At 63.9% G+C, this 19,258-nt stretch carries 15 protein-coding genes; 8 read left to right on the forward strand and 7 right to left on the reverse strand.

Annotated elements, in window-relative coordinates:
• Positions 1-37: 37 nt before the first annotated feature.
• The 3 genes from QLG02_RS06880 to QLG02_RS06890 form a co-directional block, all read right to left on the reverse strand.
• Positions 38-220 carry a hypothetical protein gene (locus tag QLG02_RS06880; protein ID WP_011707560.1) on the reverse strand — a complete coding sequence of 61 codons (183 nt, stop codon included), beginning with the start codon at positions 218-220 and terminating at the stop codon, positions 38-40.
• A 143-nt stretch (positions 221-363) separates the two neighbouring features.
• Positions 364-2,010: a methyl-accepting chemotaxis protein gene (locus QLG02_RS06885; protein ID WP_282464819.1), complete on the reverse strand. Its 1,647-nt coding sequence runs from the start codon at positions 2,008-2,010 to the stop codon at positions 364-366.
• A gap of 133 nt (positions 2,011-2,143) precedes the next feature.
• Positions 2,144-4,051 (reverse strand): methyl-accepting chemotaxis protein, encoded by a 1,908-nt coding sequence (locus QLG02_RS06890; RefSeq protein ID WP_282464820.1) that lies wholly within the window; start codon positions 4,049-4,051, stop codon positions 2,144-2,146.
• 237 nt (positions 4,052-4,288) lie between these two features.
• On the opposite strand from QLG02_RS06890, the gene QLG02_RS06895 reads away from it, so the two are divergent.
• The 3 genes from QLG02_RS06895 to QLG02_RS06905 all read left to right on the forward strand — a co-directional run bounded on the left by QLG02_RS06895 (position 4,289) and on the right by QLG02_RS06905 (position 11,111).
• On the forward strand, positions 4,289-6,547 hold the full coding sequence (locus QLG02_RS06895; RefSeq protein ID WP_282464821.1) for a patatin-like phospholipase family protein: 2,259 nt from the start codon (positions 4,289-4,291) through the stop codon (positions 6,545-6,547).
• 228 nt (positions 6,548-6,775) lie between these two features.
• On the forward strand, positions 6,776-9,373 hold the full coding sequence (acnB, locus tag QLG02_RS06900) for a bifunctional aconitate hydratase 2/2-methylisocitrate dehydratase (RefSeq protein WP_282464822.1): 2,598 nt from the start codon (positions 6,776-6,778) through the stop codon (positions 9,371-9,373).
• Between the two features lie 163 nt (positions 9,374-9,536).
• Positions 9,537-11,111 carry a cyclic diguanylate phosphodiesterase gene (locus QLG02_RS06905; RefSeq protein WP_282464823.1) on the forward strand — a complete coding sequence of 525 codons (1,575 nt, stop codon included), beginning with the start codon at positions 9,537-9,539 and terminating at the stop codon, positions 11,109-11,111.
• A gap of 4 nt (positions 11,112-11,115) precedes the next feature.
• On the opposite strand, the gene QLG02_RS06910 is transcribed toward QLG02_RS06905, so the two are convergent.
• The gene (locus tag QLG02_RS06910) at positions 11,116-12,024 is read right to left on the reverse strand and encodes a LysR family transcriptional regulator (protein ID WP_282464824.1); all 909 of its coding nucleotides are present in this window, start codon (positions 12,022-12,024) and stop codon (positions 11,116-11,118) included.
• A 76-nt stretch (positions 12,025-12,100) separates the two neighbouring features.
• On the opposite strand from QLG02_RS06910, the gene QLG02_RS06915 reads away from it, so the two are divergent.
• From QLG02_RS06915 to mdtD, 4 genes are all read left to right on the forward strand, one after another.
• Positions 12,101-12,718, forward strand: coding sequence for a LysE family transporter (locus QLG02_RS06915; RefSeq protein WP_017409453.1), 618 nt, complete (start codon positions 12,101-12,103; stop codon positions 12,716-12,718).
• Between the two features lie 123 nt (positions 12,719-12,841).
• A complete protein-coding gene (locus QLG02_RS06920) occupies positions 12,842-14,236 on the forward strand; it encodes a D-arabinono-1,4-lactone oxidase (RefSeq protein ID WP_282464825.1) in 1,395 nt (464 codons plus the stop codon).
• A gap of 9 nt (positions 14,237-14,245) precedes the next feature.
• Positions 14,246-15,373 carry a GTP-binding protein gene (locus QLG02_RS06925; RefSeq protein WP_044800912.1) on the forward strand — a complete coding sequence of 376 codons (1,128 nt, stop codon included), beginning with the start codon at positions 14,246-14,248 and terminating at the stop codon, positions 15,371-15,373.
• Between the two features lie 61 nt (positions 15,374-15,434).
• Positions 15,435-16,823, forward strand: coding sequence for a multidrug transporter subunit MdtD (gene mdtD / locus QLG02_RS06930; protein WP_029302083.1), 1,389 nt, complete (start codon positions 15,435-15,437; stop codon positions 16,821-16,823).
• A 9-nt stretch (positions 16,824-16,832) separates the two neighbouring features.
• Here mdtD and QLG02_RS06935 read toward each other — a convergent pair whose 3' ends face one another.
• The 3 genes from QLG02_RS06935 to folB form a co-directional block, all read right to left on the reverse strand.
• Complete coding sequence (locus tag QLG02_RS06935; protein WP_282464826.1) at positions 16,833-17,315, reverse strand: YbaK/EbsC family protein; 483 nt, start codon at positions 17,313-17,315, stop codon at positions 16,833-16,835.
• Positions 17,316-17,436: 121 nt separating this feature from the next.
• Positions 17,437-17,946, reverse strand: a complete 510-nt coding sequence (gene folK / locus QLG02_RS06940; RefSeq protein ID WP_017409458.1) for a 2-amino-4-hydroxy-6-hydroxymethyldihydropteridine diphosphokinase — start codon at positions 17,944-17,946, stop codon at positions 17,437-17,439.
• The gene (gene folB / locus QLG02_RS06945; RefSeq protein WP_011707547.1) at positions 17,946-18,317 is read right to left on the reverse strand and encodes a dihydroneopterin aldolase; all 372 of its coding nucleotides are present in this window, start codon (positions 18,315-18,317) and stop codon (positions 17,946-17,948) included. The genes folK and folB overlap by 1 nt, the downstream gene beginning before the upstream one ends.
• Before the next feature lie 176 nt (positions 18,318-18,493).
• Here folB and plsY point away from each other — a divergent pair, with 176 nt between their 5' ends.
• Positions 18,494-19,156, forward strand: a complete 663-nt coding sequence (plsY, locus tag QLG02_RS06950) for a glycerol-3-phosphate 1-O-acyltransferase PlsY (protein WP_016352149.1) — start codon at positions 18,494-18,496, stop codon at positions 19,154-19,156.
• Positions 19,157-19,258 lie beyond the last annotated feature (102 nt).

The raw sequence follows: 19,258 nt of genomic DNA on the forward strand, positions 1-19,258 counted from the left end.
TCGAGCGGCTTTTTGTTTTTCAGCGTCTGCTGGCGGTTTAGCAGCGCCCTTTCTTGGCCTGCCCAGGCGGACAGAAGGTGCCGTAGCCCCCTCGATCCCCATCGCTGACCCGGATCCGGGTATCGTCCACGCTCACGTCGGCGCCGTGCACCCGCACCGGCCCGCTGCTGCAGGCGCTGAGCAGACCGCTCAGCAAGATCATCACTACCAGCTTGCCCATAACTCCTCCTCTCATTTTCCTGATTATGGGGCATTTTCAGAGGCGGGTGGAGGCGGCGCAAAGCCCCTGCGTCACGGCCTGCCGTGGTGGCGACAGAGGGCGCCGCAGCGCCCTCTGGCAAGTTGTGTCGAGGTAGCCAGAGGCTACAGGCGGAAGTGGCCGACCAGCTTGTCCAGCTCGCCGGAGAGCTGCTGCAGGCCGCGACTGGCATCGGTCAGCTGGTGGGCAATGTCGGCGGTCTCCATGGTGAGCTGGTTGATGTCCTCCACGTTGCGGTTGAGTTCGCCGACCACGCTCGACTGCTCCTCAGTGGCGGTGGCGACCTGGATGTTCATGTCGTTGATCTGGGTGATGTGGGCGGTGATCTGGCCGAGGGCGCCGTTGGCTTCGTCAGCCTGGGTCACCACTTCCAGACTCTGGCTGCGGCCCTGGGTCATGGCACTGACGGCGCGGGCACTCTGTTCCTGCAACCGGTTGATCATGCCCTGGATCTCGGCGGTGGAGGCGGCGGAGCGGTTGGCGAGGTTGCGCACCTCGTCGGCCACCACGGCGAAGCCGCGACCCTGCTCACCGGCGCGGGCCGCCTCGATGGCGGCGTTGAGTGCCAGCAGGTTGGTCTGCTCCGAGATGCTGCGGATGGTTTCCAGAATGCTGCCGATGGAGTCGGTCTGGGTCGCCAGCGACTCGATCACCCCGGCGACCTGTGCAATCTCGTCGGAGAGACCGACGATGCCGTGGCGCGCCTGGGCGACCACGCCGGCACCCGCATCCGCCTGCTCGTTGGCCTGTCTCGCCACTTCTGCGGCGAGGGAGGCGTTGCCGGCGATCTCGGTGACGGTAGCACCCATCTGGTGAATGGCGGTGGCCACCTGCACGGTCCGATCGCGCTGGGCGGTACAGTTCTGCTGGGTCAGCTGGGCCTTGGCGGCCACCTCGTCAGCCGTGGCGGCCAGTTGGTGGGAGTTGCGGGCCACCTGCTCGATGGCGCTGTGGATCTTGCTGACGAAGTGATTGAAGCTCACCGTGATCTCCGCCAGCTCGTCATTGCCGTTCAGCTGGGCACGGGAATCCAGCGCCAGGTGTTCGGCGGCATAGCCGATGTACTGTTGCAGGAAGCCGACTCGGCGCTTGAGGTTCATCAGGATGAGTACCGAGACCAGCAGCGAGATGAGGATGGCGCCGGTGATGATGCTGATCATCTGCAGCCGCCCGCTGGCATAGCTCTGTTCACCGAGCTGATGGCGCTGCTGGGCCTGCTGGATCAGGCCGTCGAGCAGGGCGTTGGCATCCTTGCGCATGGTGCCGTAGGTGACGGTATAGCGATCCCGATAGATGCCCCTTGCTGCTTCCATGTCCCCCTGTTCCAGCGCCTGCAGCATGGGAGCCAGCTCGTTGCTTGCCATTCCCTCGAACTGGCTGAGCAGCTGCTGGGCATTGGCTTTGGCGGCGGGGTCGGTCTGGGCGGTGACGGCCTGTTGCATGGCCTGACGCATCTCGGGAATGTCCTCCTCCCGGCTCTCCTTGACCCGGGTGATCACCCCCTTCGCATCCTTGAGAGAGGTATCCTGCAGCAGCATCATGTCGATGCCGACTCGCATGCGGGGAATGCGTGACACCACCTCCGCCATGGCCCGCATGGGAGTGGCGGTGTTCTGGTAAAGCTCGGTGGATTGTTGCTGGATGGTGCCCATGCTCTTGAGGCTGGCACCGCCCACCAGCAGCAGGGCGAGACAGGGTACGGTGACAGCCAGGATCAGCTGCAATTTGAGCGTCAGTTTACCTTCTAGCATGGGTTTTCCTCGCTGATCATGACGATGTGAATTATCAGAGTATAAATCGACGGATTTGGCGCCAACTTGAGTTTTTGTTAACAAACGACCAACAAAAAGGGGCGCCATAGCACCCCTTATGATGTCAGAAGTCTTAAAGCCGGAAGTTGCCGACCAGCTTGTCCAGCTCGCCGGAGAGGTGCTGCAGGCTGCGGCTCGACTCGGTCAGCTGGTGGGCGATGTCGGCAGTCTCCATGGTGAGCTGGTTGATGTCTTCCACGTTGCGGTTGATCTCGCCCACCACGCTGGACTGCTCCTCGGTGGCGGTGGCGACTTGGATGTTCATGTCGCTGATCTGGGTGATGTGGGCGGTGATCTGGCCGAGGGCGCCGTTGGCCTCGTCAGCCTGGGTCACCACTTCCAGACTCTGGTTGCGGCCCTGGGCCATGGCGCTGACGGCGCGGGCACTCTGCTCCTGCAGCCGGTTGATCATGCTCTGGATCTCGGCGGTGGAGGCGGCGGAACGGCTGGCGAGGTTGCGCACCTCGTCGGCCACCACCGCGAAGCCGCGGCCCTGCTCACCGGCGCGGGCGGCCTCGATGGCGGCGTTGAGCGCCAGCAGGTTGGTCTGCTCCGAGATGCTGCGGATGGTGTCGAGGATGCTGCCGATGGAGTCGGTCTGGCTGGCCAGCGACTCGATCACCCCGGCCACCTGTTCAATCTCGCCGGAGAGGCCGACGATACCGTGACGGGCCTGGGCTACCACCAGGGCGCCGGCGTCAGCCTGTTCGTTGGCCTGCTTGGCCACATCGGCCGCCAGCGAGGCATTGCCGGCGATTTCGCTCACGGTGGCGCCCATCTCGTGGATGGCAGTGGCCACCTGCACGGTGCGATCCCGCTGGGCGGTACAGTTGTGCTGGGTCAGCTGGGCCTTGGCGGCCACCTCGTTGGCGGTGGCGGCGAGCTGGCGGGAGTTGCTCGCCACCTGCTCGATGGAGCCGTGGATCTTGGCGACGAAGTTGTTGAAGCCGGTGGCCACCTGGGCCAGTTCATCCCGCCCCTCCACCTTGAGGCGCTGGGTCAGATCGCCGTCACCGCTGCCGAGTTCGCGGAACAGGCGGGCCAGCTGGTTGAGCGGGCGGCTGACCGAGCCGGCCAGCAGCATGCCGAGCAGCCCCATGCCGGCGGCGATGGCCAGGCTCACCAGCAGGATGTGCAGGCGGGCGCGGTCCAGCTCGGCATAGATCTCCGCTTCCGGCACCTGGGCCACCAGATACCAGTCGAGCAGCGGAATGTAGCTGCTGGCCAGTACCACCGGCTGACCGTCGATCTCGGCGTGGGTGGCAGCAAAGGGCTGCTTGTTCAGCAGGTTGCCGCTGCCGCTTGCCAGCTGGGCCAGGCTGTCACGGTCGATGCGGCTGGCGTCTGGGTGCAGTTTCACCTTGCCGCTGCCGTCGGTCATGAACACGAAGCCGCTGTCGCCGATGCGGAAGTTGGCGAGCATGCTGACCATGCTGTCGAGGGACTTGGCGAGGCCGGCGAGGCCGCGGCCATTGAGCTGCTGGAAGTTGACGAACAGCTTCACCTCGCCGTTGCTTTCGCGAAAGATGCTGAGCATCAGGTCTTGCTGGCTCTTGGTGTAGCCGTAGAACCAGGCATCCTGCTCCGGGGTGAGGTTGCGCAGGAAGCCATCCTGGTTGTAGTAGGCAGCGCTCTGGCGATCGGCGAAAGAGGCGGTGACCAGCCCGTACTGGGCTGCCATGTCCTTGAGCTGGTCGATCAGGATCGACTCCTGCTCCTTGGGCATGCCGCGGGCCACCCAGTCCAGCACGAAGCGATCGTTGGCCAGCTGTCTGGCGGCGCCAGCGACCGAGGTGAGATCCTTCTCGATCTCCTTGCCGATACGCTGGGTCAGGTTGGGCAGCTCCTGCTCGAACATGCGGCTTTCGATCAGCTGCTGCGCCGAGCGCTGGCTGAAGTAGCCTACCAGCAGGCAGGAGAGCACCACGGCCAGGGTGACCGTGGCCAGGATTTTCTGTTTGAGTGTCAGGCTTGCAAGCATAGGAGTGACTCGGGTGTATGAACACGGGATTGAGGACATATTAGCGGCAGCCCGGTGCCACCCTTGATAGGCCGACCCACTTTATTGACGGATTACGTTTGCGCTCACATCGCTGCATGGGCGGCCAGCGTCGCAATGCGTGCCGATATCCCCTATGAACTGTTGCGGTTCGCCGGCCGCCCCTTATAGTAGGCTTCACTGCCTAGCTGGCTCGCCTTGGATTCAATGGAAAATCATATGCACATCTTTCGTCGAGGATGGAACCCCCTGTTTCTGATATTGCTGGCCTGTCTGCCGCTGATGGCAGCGGCCCAGTCCGAGCGGCCCAAAATTGCCCTGGTGCTCAGCGGCGGCGGCGCCAAGGGGGCGGCCCACATCGGCATCCTCAAGGTGCTGGAAGAGAAGCGCATCCCGGTCGACATCATAGTGGGCACCAGCATGGGCTCCTACGTGGCGGGCATGTACGCCATGGGGCTCAGCGCTGAAGAGGTGGAGCGCACCACCCTGGCCATCGACTGGAACAAGGGCTATCAGGACAAGGTGGGGCGTGACGAGCTCTCCCTGCGCAAGAAGCAGCAGAGCGAACAGTATCAGCTGCGCACCGACATCGGCATCAATGGCGACTCGGTCCAGTTCCCCGACGGCTTCTTCCAGGGGCAGTCCATGGCTAGCCTGCTGCGCCACGCCACCTCCAACCTGCCGGTGCAGAAGAGCTTCGACGACCTACCTATTCCCTACCGCGCCATGGCCACCGACATGGAGACGGTGACCCCCTTCGTGCTGGACCACGGCAGCCTCGCCAAGGCGATGCAGGCATCCATGTCCATTCCCGGCGCCCTCAAGCCGGTGGAGTGGGAGGGGCACATCCTGGCCGATGGCGGCACCGTCAACAACATGCCGGTGGACGTGGCCAAGGCGATGGGGGCCGACGTGGTGATCGCGGTGGACATCAGCGCCAAGCTGCGCACCCGCGAGTCCTTGAAGTCGGGGCTGGCCATGATCGATCAGCTCACCACCTACATGACCCAGGTCGGCACCGAGAAACAGAAGGCGCTGATGGGACCCAAAGATGTGCTGCTCAGCCCGGAATTCGGCGGCATGGGCATCGCCGACTTCGCCCTGATGCCGGAGGGGATCAAGATAGGGGAACAGGTGGCTAGGCGCGCTTCCAGTCAGCTTGATGCGCTCTCTCTCTCGCCCGCCGCCTATACCGCCTATCGCAACCAGAAGCTGAGCCGGCGCGCCGAGCGCAGCGGCCAGCCCGCCTACTACATCGACAAGGTGGAGATCATCAACAAGTCCCGTCTCTCCGACGAGACGGTGCACGCCATGCTGAAGGTGCGGCCCGACAAGATCCAGACCAACGAGAGCCTGGAGGCGGGCATTCGCCGGCTCTATGCGCTGGAGTCGTTCGATCGCATCACCTACGAGGTGGAGGAGCGGGGCGGCGAGAACGTGCTGGTGGTGGACGCCAGCGAGAAGAACTGGGGGCCGGGCTACCTCAACTTCCAGTTCGGCTTCTCCGATGACTTCGAGAGCAGCTCCAACTACAACGTGGGCATGTCCTACACCCTCACCAACGTCAACGACTGGGGGGCCGAGTGGCTGACCGAGGCATCACTCGGTACCGCCAAGCACTTCAAGACCGATTTCTACACCCCGCTGGAGCCCTCCCAGACCTTCTTCGGCGAGGCGAGCCTGGCCTATGACAAGACCCAGCGTCGCATCTTCATTCCCGAGGAGACGCGGGCGGCGGATGAGGTGAGCTATGTCGACGCCGAGTACAACTTCACCAACGTCGATCTGGCGGTGGGCTGGAATCGTCAGCCCTGGAGCCGTCTCTCGCTCGGGCTGGAGGGGAAGGTAGGCGACATCGACGTGCGCAACGTGGCGAATGCCAAGGTGGATGCCTCCTCCTGGGGCCCTTATGTCCGCTTCGAACACGATACCCTCGATAGCCGCTATTTCCCCTATCAGGGGGCTTACTGGGACATCAAGGGGGGATACTCCGCCGTCCGGCTGGATGACAACGACACGATCAATGATCGTTATGAGGGGGTCAACTACCACCTGGCGATGGTCAAGCCCTGGTCCTGGGACAGGCACAGCCTCAACCTGCTGCTGGAGGGGGGGGGCTCCACTTCCCAGGAAGAGCTGCCGCTGTTCGTGCAGGATCTGGGCGGGTTGTTCCGCATGTCCGGCTTCCAGCGCTATCAGCTGAGCGGCCGTTACAGCCTGTTTGGCGGGCTGCGCTACATCTACCGGGTGGCGGACAACGACTTCGGCGCGCTGCGGGCGCCGCTCTATCTGGGCGGCTCCCTCGAGCAGGGCGGGGTGTGGGACAAGGGTGAAGACATCAGCATGGAGAGCTCCTTCACCGCCGGTTCCGTCTACGTGGGGGTGGAGAGCTTCCTCGGCCCCATCTTCCTCGGCTACGGCATGGCGGAGGGGGGCAACGACATGTTCTATCTGCAATTGGGCAGCACATTCGAATAACGGCCAAATGATGCCTTTTTGTTAACTTACTTCTGGTGTGCCATTTGTCTGTTTGTAAAACACCAGCAACTTTAGATGGTTATGTTGTTTTGATGAATATCTGTACAGGCTTTGGATTTTAATTAGTCGTTAAAACTTATATAGTGGGGGGCACCCTACGGGTGTCCCGCAAGGACGATCGCCGCGAGCGTGGGCGAACCCCAAAAAAAGACCAAAGAGGAATTAGTCGTGCTTGAAACATACCGTAAACACGTCGCAGAACGTGCCGCCGAAGGCGTGGTTGCCAAACCTCTGGACGCAGAGCAGGTCGCCGCCCTGGTTGAGCTGCTCAAGAACCCGCCCGCCGGCGAACAAGACTTTCTGAAAGAGCTGTTGTCCTCCCGTATTCCCCCTGGTGTTGATGAAGCGGCCTATGTCAAAGCCGGCTTCCTCACCGCCGTCGCCAAGGGCGAAACCCACTCTCCCATCCTGACTGCCGCCGAAGCTGTTGAGCTGCTGGGCACCATGCAGGGTGGTTACAACATTCAGCCGCTGATCGACCTGCTGGACCACGGGACCCTGGCTCCTCTTGCCGCCAAGGGCCTCTCCCACACCCTGCTGATGTTCGACTCCTTCCACGACGTGGAAGAGAAGGCCAAGGCGGGCAATGCCCACGCCAAGCAGGTGATGCAATCCTGGGCCGACGCCGAGTGGTTCCTCTCGCGCCCTGAACTGGCCGAGAAGATCACCGTCACCGTGTTCAAGGTGACCGGTGAAACCAACACCGACGATCTGTCACCGGCACCGGACGCCTGGTCCCGCCCGGACATTCCGCTGCACGCGCTGGCCATGCTGAAGAACGCCCGTCCCGGCATCACCCCGGACAAGGATGGCGTCATCGGCCCCATCAAGACCATCGATGCCCTGAAAGAGAAGGGCTTCCCGCTGGCTTACGTGGGTGACGTGGTCGGTACCGGCTCTTCCCGTAAATCCGCCACCAACTCGGTGCTCTGGTTCATGGGTGACGACATTCCGCACGTGCCGAACAAGCGTGCCGGCGGTGTCTGCCTCGGCGGCAAGATTGCCCCGATCTTCTTCAACACCATGGAAGATGCCGGCGCCCTGCCCATCGAGGTGGACGTCTCCAAGCTGGAAATGGGCGATGTGATCGACATCTACCCGTTTGCCGGCAAGATCTGCAAGCACGGTACCGACCAGGTGCTGGCGCAGTTTGAACTGAAAACCGACGTGCTGATCGACGAAGTGCGCGCCGGTGGCCGTATCCCGCTGATCATCGGCCGCGGCCTGACCGACAAGGCCCGCGAAGCGCTGGGTCTGCCGTTCTCCACCGTGTTCCGTCGTCCGCAGCCTGTCGCCGACACCGGCAAGGGCTTCACCCTGGCCCAGAAGATGGTGGGCAAGGCGTGCGGCGTGAAGGGCATCCGCCCGGGCACCTACTGCGAACCCAAGATGACCACGGTCGGTTCCCAGGACACCACGGGCCCGATGACCCGCGACGAGCTCAAAGATCTGGCCTGCCTCGGCTTCTCCGCCGATCTGACCATGCAGTCCTTCTGCCACACCGCGGCTTATCCCAAGCCCATCGACGTGCAGACCCACCACACCCTGCCGGACTTCATCATGAACCGCGGCGGTGTCTCTCTGCGTCCGGGTGACGGCGTCATCCACTCCTGGCTGAACCGCATGCTGCTGCCGGATACCGTGGGTACCGGTGGTGACTCCCACACCCGTTTCCCCATCGGCATCTCCTTCCCGGCGGGCTCCGGTCTGGTGGCCTTCGCCGCCGCCACCGGCGTGATGCCGCTGGATATGCCGGAATCCGTGCTGGTGCGCTTCAAGGGCGAGTTGCAGCCGGGCATCACCTTGCGTGACCTGGTCCATGCCATCCCCTACGCCGCCATCCAGAAAGGGCTGCTGACCGTCGAGAAAGCGGGCAAGAAGAACATCTTCTCCGGCCGCATCCTCGAGATCGAAGGTCTGCCGACCCTGAAGGTGGAGCAGGCGTTCGAACTGGCCGACGCCAGCGCCGAGCGTTCCGCCGCCGGTTGCACCATCAAGCTGGATAAAGAGCCGATCATCGAGTATCTGAAGTCCAACATCGTGATGCTCAAATGGATGCTGTCCGAAGGCTACGGCGATGTACGCACCATCACTCGCCGCATCAAGGGGATGGAAGAGTGGCTGGCCAACCCGGTGCTGATGGAAGCGGACAAGGATGCCGAGTACGCCGAAATCATCGAGATCGATCTGGCCACCATCAAGGAGCCGATCCTGTGCGCGCCGAACGATCCGGACGATGCCCGTCTGCTGAGCAGCGTGGCTGGCGACCAGATTGACGAGGTATTCATCGGTTCCTGCATGACCAACATCGGCCACTTCCGCGCCGCCGGCAAACTGCTCGAGAAGTATCAGGGCGAGCTGCCGACCCGCATGTGGATCGCGCCGCCCACCAAGATGGACAAGGATCAGCTGACCGAAGAGGGCTACTACGGCATCTTCGGCCGGGTCGGTGCCCGCATCGAGATCCCCGGCTGTTCCCTCTGCATGGGCAACCAGGCGCGGGTTGCGGAAGGGGCCTCCGTGGTTTCCACCTCCACCCGCAACTTCCCGAACCGTCTGGGCAAGGGTGCCAACGTCTATCTGGCCTCTGCGGAGCTGGCCGCGGTTGCCGCCATCATCGGCAAGATCCCGACCGTGGCCGAGTACCTGCAGTACGCCAAGACCCTGGACGCCACTGCGGCCGACACCTATCGCTACCTCAACTTCAACGAGATCGCCTCCTACACCAAGAAGGCCGATGCGGTGATCCTGCAGCAAGCGGTATAAGGGTCGGCGCCGCCATGGCGCTCCCGTGCTGATGCAAAGCCCCGGCCCGTGCCGGGGCTTTTGCTTTTGTTCTGGGTATGGCTGGTTGTTTTTTGCACACATTAGGGCTGGGTTCAGCATCGGCTGTTAAGGTGGGCTGCCATGTTTGCTGTCTGGTCCCGCTATGTCGATGTCGCTGCCCAATCTGGATTTCTCCCGTCCCTGGCTCCGTCTTGGCTGCACCCTGTTGCTGTTCAGCCTGCCCTTCACGTTCGGCGGCTGGGCCATCTACAACAGCCATATGCACGCTCTGGATCGTCAGTCCGAGCACTCCGCCAGACAGGCGGTGACCCTGATGGAGACCATGCTGGCCCACGCCGAGAGTGCCAACCGCTCGCTCTTTCCCTTCATCGATCAGCCGTGCGAGCAGGCCCTGTTAACCCTGCGCCAGCAGGTGGCGCTGGTGCCCTTCGTGCGTACCGTCAACCTGGTGGGGGAGAACGGGATCTACTGCAACTCGCTGTTCGGTGCCATCCAGTGGCCGGATCGGCTCGAGCGTTACAGCGGCGGACGGCTGCTGCTGCTGGCGGGCAACCAGGTGCGGGCCCACCACCCCCTGCTGGCCCTGCGCGACAGCCATGGCAAGGGGGCCGCTTTCAGCACCATAGACGGTGATTACCTGCGCTTCATGCTGGTGCTGAGCGGACGGCCCTGCACCCTGCTGCTGCACGTGGGGCAGCAGTGGCTGGATGAGCGGGGCGTGCTGAGCGAAGGGGGGCAGCCGCAGGCGATGCTGGCCAGCCATGAGATCCACTCCAGCCGCTATCCGCTCTCCATCTATGCCGGGCACGAGGTGCCCTCGTTCTGGAACTCCCTGTGGCAGGCCAGGCGCTGGGCCATTCTGCTGCTGCTGGGGATCTCCCTCGGCTTCGCCCTGCTCATCTGGTGGCTGCTGGGACGGCCCCGTTCACCGGAGGTTGAGCTGGCGCGAGCCCTGCGCAATCGGGAGTTTGTGCCCTATTTGCAACCGCTGGTGGCGGCGGGGAGCGAGCGGGTGATGGGAGCCGAGGTGTTGATGCGCTGGCAGCACCCGACGGCCGGGCTGATCCGCCCGGATCTCTTCATCCCCCAGGCAGAGGCGAGCGGTCTGATCGTGCCGATGACCAGCCTGCTGATGGAGGAGGTGGCCCGCGAGCTGAGCCTGGATCGCAGCCGGGTGCCGCACGGGTTTCACATCAGCTTCAACATCAGTGCCGCCCACTGCCGCGACATGGCACTGCTTGCCGAGTGTCGGCGCTTCCTCGATCACTTCGCGCCGGGCCAGGTGGTACTGGTGCTGGAGCTGACCGAGCGGGAGCTGCTGGTGGCGGATCCCCAGACCTTGGCGCTGTTTCGCCAGCTCGACGAAATGGGGGTCAGGCTGGCCATGGACGATTTTGGCACCGGCCACTCCAGCCTCCACTACCTGCAGCAGTTCCATGTGGACTATCTCAAGATAGATCAGTCATTTATCGGCAGGATCGGCACCGAATCCCTGTCCGAGCACATAGTCGACAACGTGATCGATCTGGGGACCCGGCTCGGCCTCGCGCTGGTTGCCGAAGGGGTGGAGACGCGCCAGCAGGCCGACTACCTGAAACGCAAAGGCGTCGACTACCTGCAGGGCTACCTGTTTGGCCGTCCGCTGCCGCTGCGCGACTTTCAGGCTGCATTGGCCCAGCCTCAGGTCGACCGCTCGGTGCAGCTGGCTTCTGTCTGAGCCATCAGGTGAGGGATTGCAGCCACTCCGACAGTCTGGCGTGGGCGCTGCCGGGAGCGGGCGGGGCGGGGGCGAGCAGGTGGTAGCCGGTGCCGTCGGGGCAAAAGCCGAGCGGCGCCACCAGCAGGCCGGCCTCGATGTCGTCGCACACCTGCCGGTAGGGACCGATGGCGACCCCCAACCCGGCGACTGCCGCCTGCAGGCTGAAGTAGAAATGCTCGAAGGTCTGCCCCGGCGCCTCCTCGCCGGCGGACTGGCCGGCGTGCTGCAACCACTCCTGCCAGGCTCCGGGCCGGGTCTTGGTGTGCAGGCGGGGGGAGGCAGGGCGCAGGGCCGGGCCGTTTGCCCCCGCTTCGAAGAACTGTGCCATCTTGCCCGGCTGGCAGACCGGCCCGGTCAGCTCCTCGAACAGCGGCTGGCTGTAGAGCTCGGCAGGCCACTGGAAGTCGTTGCGCCGGATGGCGAGATCGATGCCGCTGCCGAAGCTGAGGGCACCGCCACCGGCCATCAGGTGCACGTCCAGCTCGGGATGCAGGGCCTGGAAGGCGGGCCAGCGCGGGATCAGCCAGCGCATCAGCAGGGTTGGCTCGCAGGAGATGACCAGCGACGTCGGCCGTCCCTGCCGGCGCAGCGCCTGCGCCGTCTGGCGGATGCCGCCCAGCCCCTCCCTGACCGCCTGATAGAGCCGCTCCCCCGCTTCGGTCAGAAAGACCCGGCGCTGGCGCCGTTCGAACAGCATGACCCCGAGATCCTCTTCCAGCAGGCGTACCGCCCGGCTGACCGCGCCGTGGGTGAGGTGCAGCTCGTCGGCGGCGCGGCTGAAGTGTTCGGTACGGGCCGCCACCTCGAAACAGCGCAGCGCGGTCAGGGCCGGCAGCGACAGGCTTTTCTGTGAATCATTCTCACCGTTCATGTCAGAAGTTATCGTTCGTTATTGGTGCTATGGCCAAATAAAATAGCCGATATTCCATGTGATCAGGACTATTTTCATGACCGAACTGTTAGCCGTAGTAGCCATTACCTTCTTTGCTGTCATCAGCCCGGGGCCCGACTTCGCCATGGTGTCGCGCAACAGTCTGCTGCTCTCGCGCCGCAGCGGGGTGCTGACGGCGCTCGGCATCGGCGCCGGGGTCTGCGTGCACGTCACCTACACCCTGCTCGGGGTGGGGCTGCTGATCCAGCAGTCGCTCTGGTTGTTCAATCTCATCAAGCTGGCGGGGGCCGCCTACCTCATCTTCCTCGGCATCAAGATGCTGCGGGCCAAACCGGCGACCGCCGAGGTGCTGGCCGAGCAGCCCGCCCTCTCCAGCCTGGGGGCGTTGCGCACCGGTTTTCTGACCAATGTGCTCAACCCCAAGACCACCATCTTCATCGTCAGTCTGTTCATGCAGGTGGTGCAGCCGCAGACGCCGCTGGCGGTCCAGCTCGGTTACGGCGCCTTCATCGTGCTGGCCCACGCCGTCTGGTTCAGCGCGGTGGCGATCTTCTTCTCCACCGATTCGGTACGGGGTCGGCTGCTGGCGGTGCGCCACTGGATCGATCGGGTGTTTGGCGGGCTGCTGGTGGGATTCGGCATGCTGCTGGCACTGACCCAGCAGACGCGCTGAGGCGAGGGGAGAGGCGCTCTCCCCTATCCACCCCCGACTGTAGGGGCTTGTTTTTCATGCCTTGCGCCCCGCTTTTCGGTAGAATTGGCGCTCATTTTGACGTCAATAAAGATGAGGGGCGGTATGACGGTCAGGTTCCAGGCATTTCACAGCATCAAGGCGATAGGTCAGCGGGAGGTGCTGTTCAACTGGTCCAGGACCAACCCGCTCGGCGCACTGGAGCAGGTGTGGCGTCCGAAGAATCGCGACGAACTGCAGCAACTGCTGCGGGAAAATCCCGAGCGCAAGCTGCGCCTCATCGGCTCCGGCCTCTCCTTCGAACCCATCCACAGCGTCTATGCCGAGGGCAGCCAGGCGCTGCTGGTGGACTTGCACCACCTGCGCGGCCAGTTGGCGCAGACCGCCGACACCGTCACCTATCAGGCGGGCACCCCACTCGATACCGTCTACGCCGATCTCATCGCCATGGAGCGGATGCTGCCGGCGTCTCCCGGCGTCATCGGCATCCAGACCCTGGGTGGTGCGCTCAGCACCGGCACCCACGGCCAGGGGCTGCACCAGTCCGCCCTGTGCGATGCGGTGGCAGCCATGACAGTGATGCTGGCCAGCGGCGACATCATCCGGGTGGATCGCACCGACTCGCGCTTTGGCGCCTTCGTGATGGGCATGGGGATGCTCGGCATTTTGCTCGACGTCACCCTGCAGACCGTGCCCAACCGCATCATGCGCTGCACCAAGTTCACCACCGACTATCCCTTCCTGCTGGCGCACAACGAGCGGCTCAACCGCGAGCACGCCTTCGTGAAGAGCTGGTGGTTCGCCTGGACCGGCGAGAGCCACATCTGGCTGGTGGAGCCGGCCTCCGAGGAGGAGGTGGCCCGTTACCGCGCCGGTGGCAGCGAGCCGCTGCTGCTGGAGGGCGACATCGACGCCCGCATGAATGCCACCATAGATGCGACTCTGCAGAAGATGGCCAAGGACACCAAGGATGAGGCGCTGGCCGGCGAGCACTTCGAGACGGTGCGCCGCTTCAAGGATGCCTCCGATCTGGTGGGCAACGTCTACCAGATCCTCTGCAAGGGGATCCCGGCGCCCCAGATCAACTGCGAGGTGGCGGTGCCGCTGCATCGCATGAACGAGGCGCTGGAGACCCTGCAGGCGTGGCAGCAGGCCAACCCCGGCGTGCTGCACTATCCCTTTATCCTGCGCTGTACCGGCCCCTCCAAGGCCTGGCTCAGCGCCGCCTATGATCAGTCGGTGTGCTGGATCGGGTTCCTGGTCTATCTGGCGGCGGACGGCACCTTCGTCAACGGCTCCATGGAGCAGATGCGCGAGCTGCAGCAACTGCTGGTGCCGCTCGGCGGCATCCCGCACTTTGGCAAGCACCTGGCGATGGATCTCTACGACTTCCCGGCGCTGCTGCCGCGCTGGCACGACTTCCTGGCCCTCAAGGGCGAGCTCGACCCCCACGGTCGCTTCGAAAACCGCTGGCTCGCCGACCTGTTTGCCAACCGGTAAGGATCTGACATGACCGATATGCAAGATACTCGTATCCCTGTGACCCTGCTGACCGGCTTTCTCGGCAGCGGCAAGACCACCTTGCTCAACCACTGGGTCAAGCAGCCGGAGCTTGGCGAATGCGCTGTGCTGATCAACGAGTTCGGCTCGGTAGGGCTGGATCACCACCTGGTGCAGCAGGTGGACGAGCAGGTGGTGCTGCTCGATTCCGGCTGCATCTGCTGCTCGGTGCAGGGCTCCCTGGTGGAGGCGCTGCAGGGGCTGTTTATGAAGGCCATCCAGCGCAAGATCAAACCGTTCAAACGGCTCATCATCGAGACCACTGGCCTCGCCGATCCGGCCCCCGTGCTGTTCACGTTGAGGGAGGAGGGCTTTATCGCCCAGCGTTACCGCTTCGACGGTACCGTCACCGTGGTGGATGCCGGCCATATCGAGCAGCAGCTGGCGGCCCAATATGAAGCGGTGAAACAGGTGGCGCTGGCGGATCTGCTGGTGGTGAGCAAGGGTGACCTGGTGGATGGCGAGCAGCTGGAGCGGGTCGAAGCCCAGCTGGCGGCCCTCAATCCGGCGGCCCCGATCGAGCGGGTCAGCAACGGGGTGCTCTCGCCCGCCGTGCTGGAGAAGCTGGGTGCCTACAACGAGGCGGCCGGGCGCGACGTGCGCCAGCTGCTGGCCTGGCTGCGTACCGAATCCCCCAAGCAGGGGCTGGCCTCGCCGATGCAGCCGAAGATGAAGCCGTTCGCCGCCAAGGTTGGCACGGCCGCGCCGACCCACTTCGAGCACGGCAATATCGAGAGTTTCTCCCTGCGCATCGGCGAGCCGCTCAAGCCGTCCCGCCTGCTGGCCGCCATCGACGCGGTGCAGGCGCAATACGGCGATGCCCTGCTGCGGCTCAAGGGCATATTGCAGCTGGAGGGAGAGAGCCAGCCGGTGGTGATCCACGGCGTTCATGGCCAGCTCTATCCGCTGCAGGCGCTGGGAGAGTGGCCGGAAGGCAAGGCCCAGTCCCGGCTGGTGTTCATCGTGAAGAGTCAGGACAAGGCGGGCATAGAGCGGTTGTTCCTTGATACGCTCAAGGCGCCCGAGCCCAGCCTGGAAGAGCAGCTTAGAGCCATGCTCGGCCAGCCTGATGCCTGATGTAATGAGATGACCCGCGCTTGTGCGGGTCTTTTTTTGTCTGAAGAGGAGGTGGCTGCAGATGCCCGATAGCACACACATGGTGACCCCTGCCCAGCGCAAATGGCTGCCGCCGCTCACGGCGGTTGGTTTCTTCATGCAGACGCTGGATGGCACCATCCTCAATACCGCCCTGCCGAGCATGGCCGAGACCCTGGGCGAGAGCCCGCTGCAGATGCAGTCGGTGATCATCGCCTACATGCTGACGGTGGCGCTGCTCATTCCCGCCTCCGGCTGGCTGGCGGACCGATTTGGCACCCGCCGCATCTATCTGGCCGCCATCCTGCTGTTCACCTTGGGCTCCTTGGCCTGCGCGGCCGCCAACTCCCTGCCGCTGCTGGTAGCGGCGCGGGTGCTGCAGGGGATCGGTGGCGCCCTGCTGATGCCGGTCGGCAGGCTGGCGGTACTGCGGGTCTACAGCAAGCACGAGCTGCTGCGGGTGATGTCGTTCGTCACCATCCCCGGCCTGGTGGGGCCGCTCATCGGCCCGGCACTGGGGGGCTGGCTGGTGGAGGTAGCGAGCTGGCACTGGGTGTTTCTCATCAACCTGCCGGTGGGGTTGCTCGGCTTTATCGCCAGCTGGTACTTCATGCCGGATCTGCGCCAGAGCACGGCCAAGTTCGACTGGCAGGGGTTCGTGATGTTCAGCGCCGGCATGGTGCTGGTGTCGGTGGGCCTGCAGGGGCTGGGGGAGCACAGCATCTCCACCGGCTGGGCACTGTTTGCCCTGCTGTTCGGGCTGGCCGCCATGGCGAGCTACTGGCTCTACGCCGCCAATGCCGAGGAGCCGCTGTTCGGGTTGGGGCTGTTCAAGACCAGCACCTTCGCCATCGGCATCTGGGGCAACCTGTTTGCCCGGCTCGGCAGCGGCGCCATGCCGTTTCTCACCCCGCTGTTTCTGCAACTGGGGCTCGGCTTCTCGCCGAGCAAGGCGGGGATGACCATGATCCCCACCGTGCTGGGGGCCATGCTGACCAAGACGCTGGTGAACAAGCTCATTCCGCGCATCGGCTATCGCCGCATCCTGATCGGCAACACCCTGGCGCTGGGGGTGATGATCGCCAGCTTCTCCCTCATCGACAACCAGCTCCCCTACGGGGTGCTGCTGGGCTGGCTGATGGTGTTCGGCGCCATCAACTCGCTGCAGTTCTCCGCCATGAATACCCTGACCCTGCAGGATCTCAGCCCGGAGTTTGCCAGCAGCGGCAACGGCCTGCTGTCGGTGGTGATGCAGCTCTCCATGAGCCTGGGGGTGGCCATCGCCGCCAGCCTGCTGGGGCTCTTCTCTGCCGGCTCGTCGGCGGCGGATGGTCAGTGGCTGGGGGGCTTTCACCTCACCTACCTCTGCATTGGCCTGATGTCGATGCTGGCGGCGCTGATCTTCGCCCAGCTGGCGCGGGACAAGCGCTGAGCCGCAGGCTCAGGGGGTCGGCAGGTAACTTACCTGGCAGGGCAGCTGGGTCAGCAGCCCGGCCAGGTGGGCGGTTTCCAGCAGGAAGGTCTGCTCGGGGTGGCCCGGGGTCCAGGTAAAGGCCTGGTGGGTCATGAGAGCGGGATCCACCAGCAGCGGGATGTCGGCGCGGGGCAGGAAGGGGCAGACCGCGCCCGGCAGGCAACCAATCTCGGCCTGCATCTCGTCGGCGGTGCAGATGGAGGGCTTGGCGCCGAGCGCCGCCTTGACCGCCTTGTTGTCGAGCCGGCCGTCCCTGTGGGTCAGCAGCAGGGCGAAGCGGCCATCCTTGAACTTGAGAAACAGGGTCTTGCTGAATTCGGCCTGCCAGCCGAGGCGGGCTCTCACCTTTTCATCGGTGGCGTAGTCGAGGATGGGTTCGTGCTCGAAGCGCTGGTGGGGCAGCCCGGCCAGCAGCTGGCAGTTGAAGTCGTGAATGGTATCGAGTGGCATGGGGTTCTCCTGTGATGGCGGCCATCCTGCCACTTGCACCGGCGCAGGCCCAATCACGGTTTCTTATCCGTTATCAGCTCCGTCCATCAACAACAAGGGCACCGCGAGGTGCCCTTGTTGTTCAGTGGTGCTGCAATTCGCCCGCTGCCCAGTGAAAGGGGATGGGGCAGAGCCGTTGGGAGGCCTTGTCATAACGCTCCCACAGCTCACCGAGAGTGCGGCCATCCAGCGGATGGCGCAGGGTAGGGGCCAGTTCGGCCAGCGGCCAGAGCACGAAGGCATTGCTGAGGATCTCGCCGCGCGGCAGCACCAGCGGTGTCTCGCAGACCAGCTCGCCATAGAGCAGCAGATCGAGATCCAGGGTGCGCGGGGCGAACTTCTTGGCGTCCGGCTCGCGGCCGTGGGCAAACTCCATGGCGCGCAGTCGCTGGCACAGGGTCGCCAGCGGCAGCTCGGTATCGGCGCCCACCACCAGGTTGTAGAAGGGGCGGCCGTTGAAGCCCACCGCCTCGCTCTCGAACACCCGGGAGACCTGCAGCTCGCCAAACTCGGCCTGCAGCGCATCGAGGCCGGCGCGGATATGACGCTCCCGCTCGATGTTGGATCCCAGGCTGATATAGATACGGGTCATCAGTTGGCGCTCGCGGCCGGGGTGCGGTGACGCAGGATCTCGACGCCGACGCCGGCGGCATTGGGGACGGCGCCCGGTTTGGTCAGGGTGACCTTGACCCACTGTACCCGTTCGTCGGCCAGCACCAGCATGGCGACCTGTTCGGCCATGGTTTCGACCAGCTCCACCACCTTGCTGGAGGCGTGATCACAGATCTTGCGAGAGAGGGTGGCGTAATCCAGTGCCAGCTTGATATCGTCGGTTGCGGCGGCGGGGCGGTTGTCGAACCCCATCTCGAGGTCGAAACAGAGCTTCTGGCGAATGCCTTTCTCCCACTCGTATACACCGATAGTGGTCAAAACCTCGAGTCCGCGAATAAACACCTTGTCCATGACAGTACTTCTTCTTTACTCTTGATGGGCTGTGATGACAGCGCAGGGATGCAGGCCTGGCCAGCGGATGAGTGCCGGCGGCCGGTTTGGGCGACACGCGTTGGGCAACCCCACGTCGGCGCCAGAGAATGTGGCCCGCATCATACCCCATTCATATCGTGGTAAAAACGACCAAGATGACGGCCCTGACGATTTTGATGATTATTCTGGCCTACCTGGGCGGCTCGCTGTCCAGTGCGGTGCTGGTTTCCCGCATCACGGGTCTGCCGGATCCCCGTGATCACGGCTCCCACAACCCGGGGGCCACCAATGTGCTGCGCCTCGGTGGTCGGCTGGCGGCCGTGGTGGTGTTGCTGCTCGATGTGCTCAAGGGCACCGCTCCCGTCTACCTCGCCTGGTATCTGCAGATCAAACCCGTCTACCTCGGCTTTATCGGGGTGGCAGCCTGTCTCGGCCACATGTACCCCATCTTCTTCCACTTTCGTGGCGGCAAGGGAGTGGCCACGGCGCTCGGCACCATGATGCCCATCGGCTTCACCATGGGGGGCGCGGTGATCGGCACCTGGTTGCTGGTGCTGCTGGTGAGCGGTTATTCGTCGCTGGCCTCCATCATTACCGTGTTGCTGACTCCGCTCTTTACCTACCTGCTCAAGCCGGAATACACGCTGCCGGTGTCGCTGCTCTCCTGCCTCATTCTGATCCGCCATCACGAGAACATTGCTCGCCTGCTGAAGGGGGAGGAACCCAGAGTCTGGGGCCGCCAGAATCGCGCCGAGCAGGAAGAAGTGCTGGAAATGGATGATCCTGAGCAAAAAAGAGACGAACGAGACAAAAAGTGAAATTTCCCGTTGACCACCTGCCTTAAAATCCGTTTAATAGCGCCCACGCCCAGATAGCTCAGTCGGTAGAGCAGGGGATTGAAAATCCCCGTGTCGGCGGTT

This window comes from Aeromonas sp. V90_14, assembly GCF_029967615.1.
Classification (GTDB): Bacteria; Pseudomonadota; Gammaproteobacteria; order Enterobacterales; family Aeromonadaceae; genus Aeromonas; species Aeromonas hydrophila.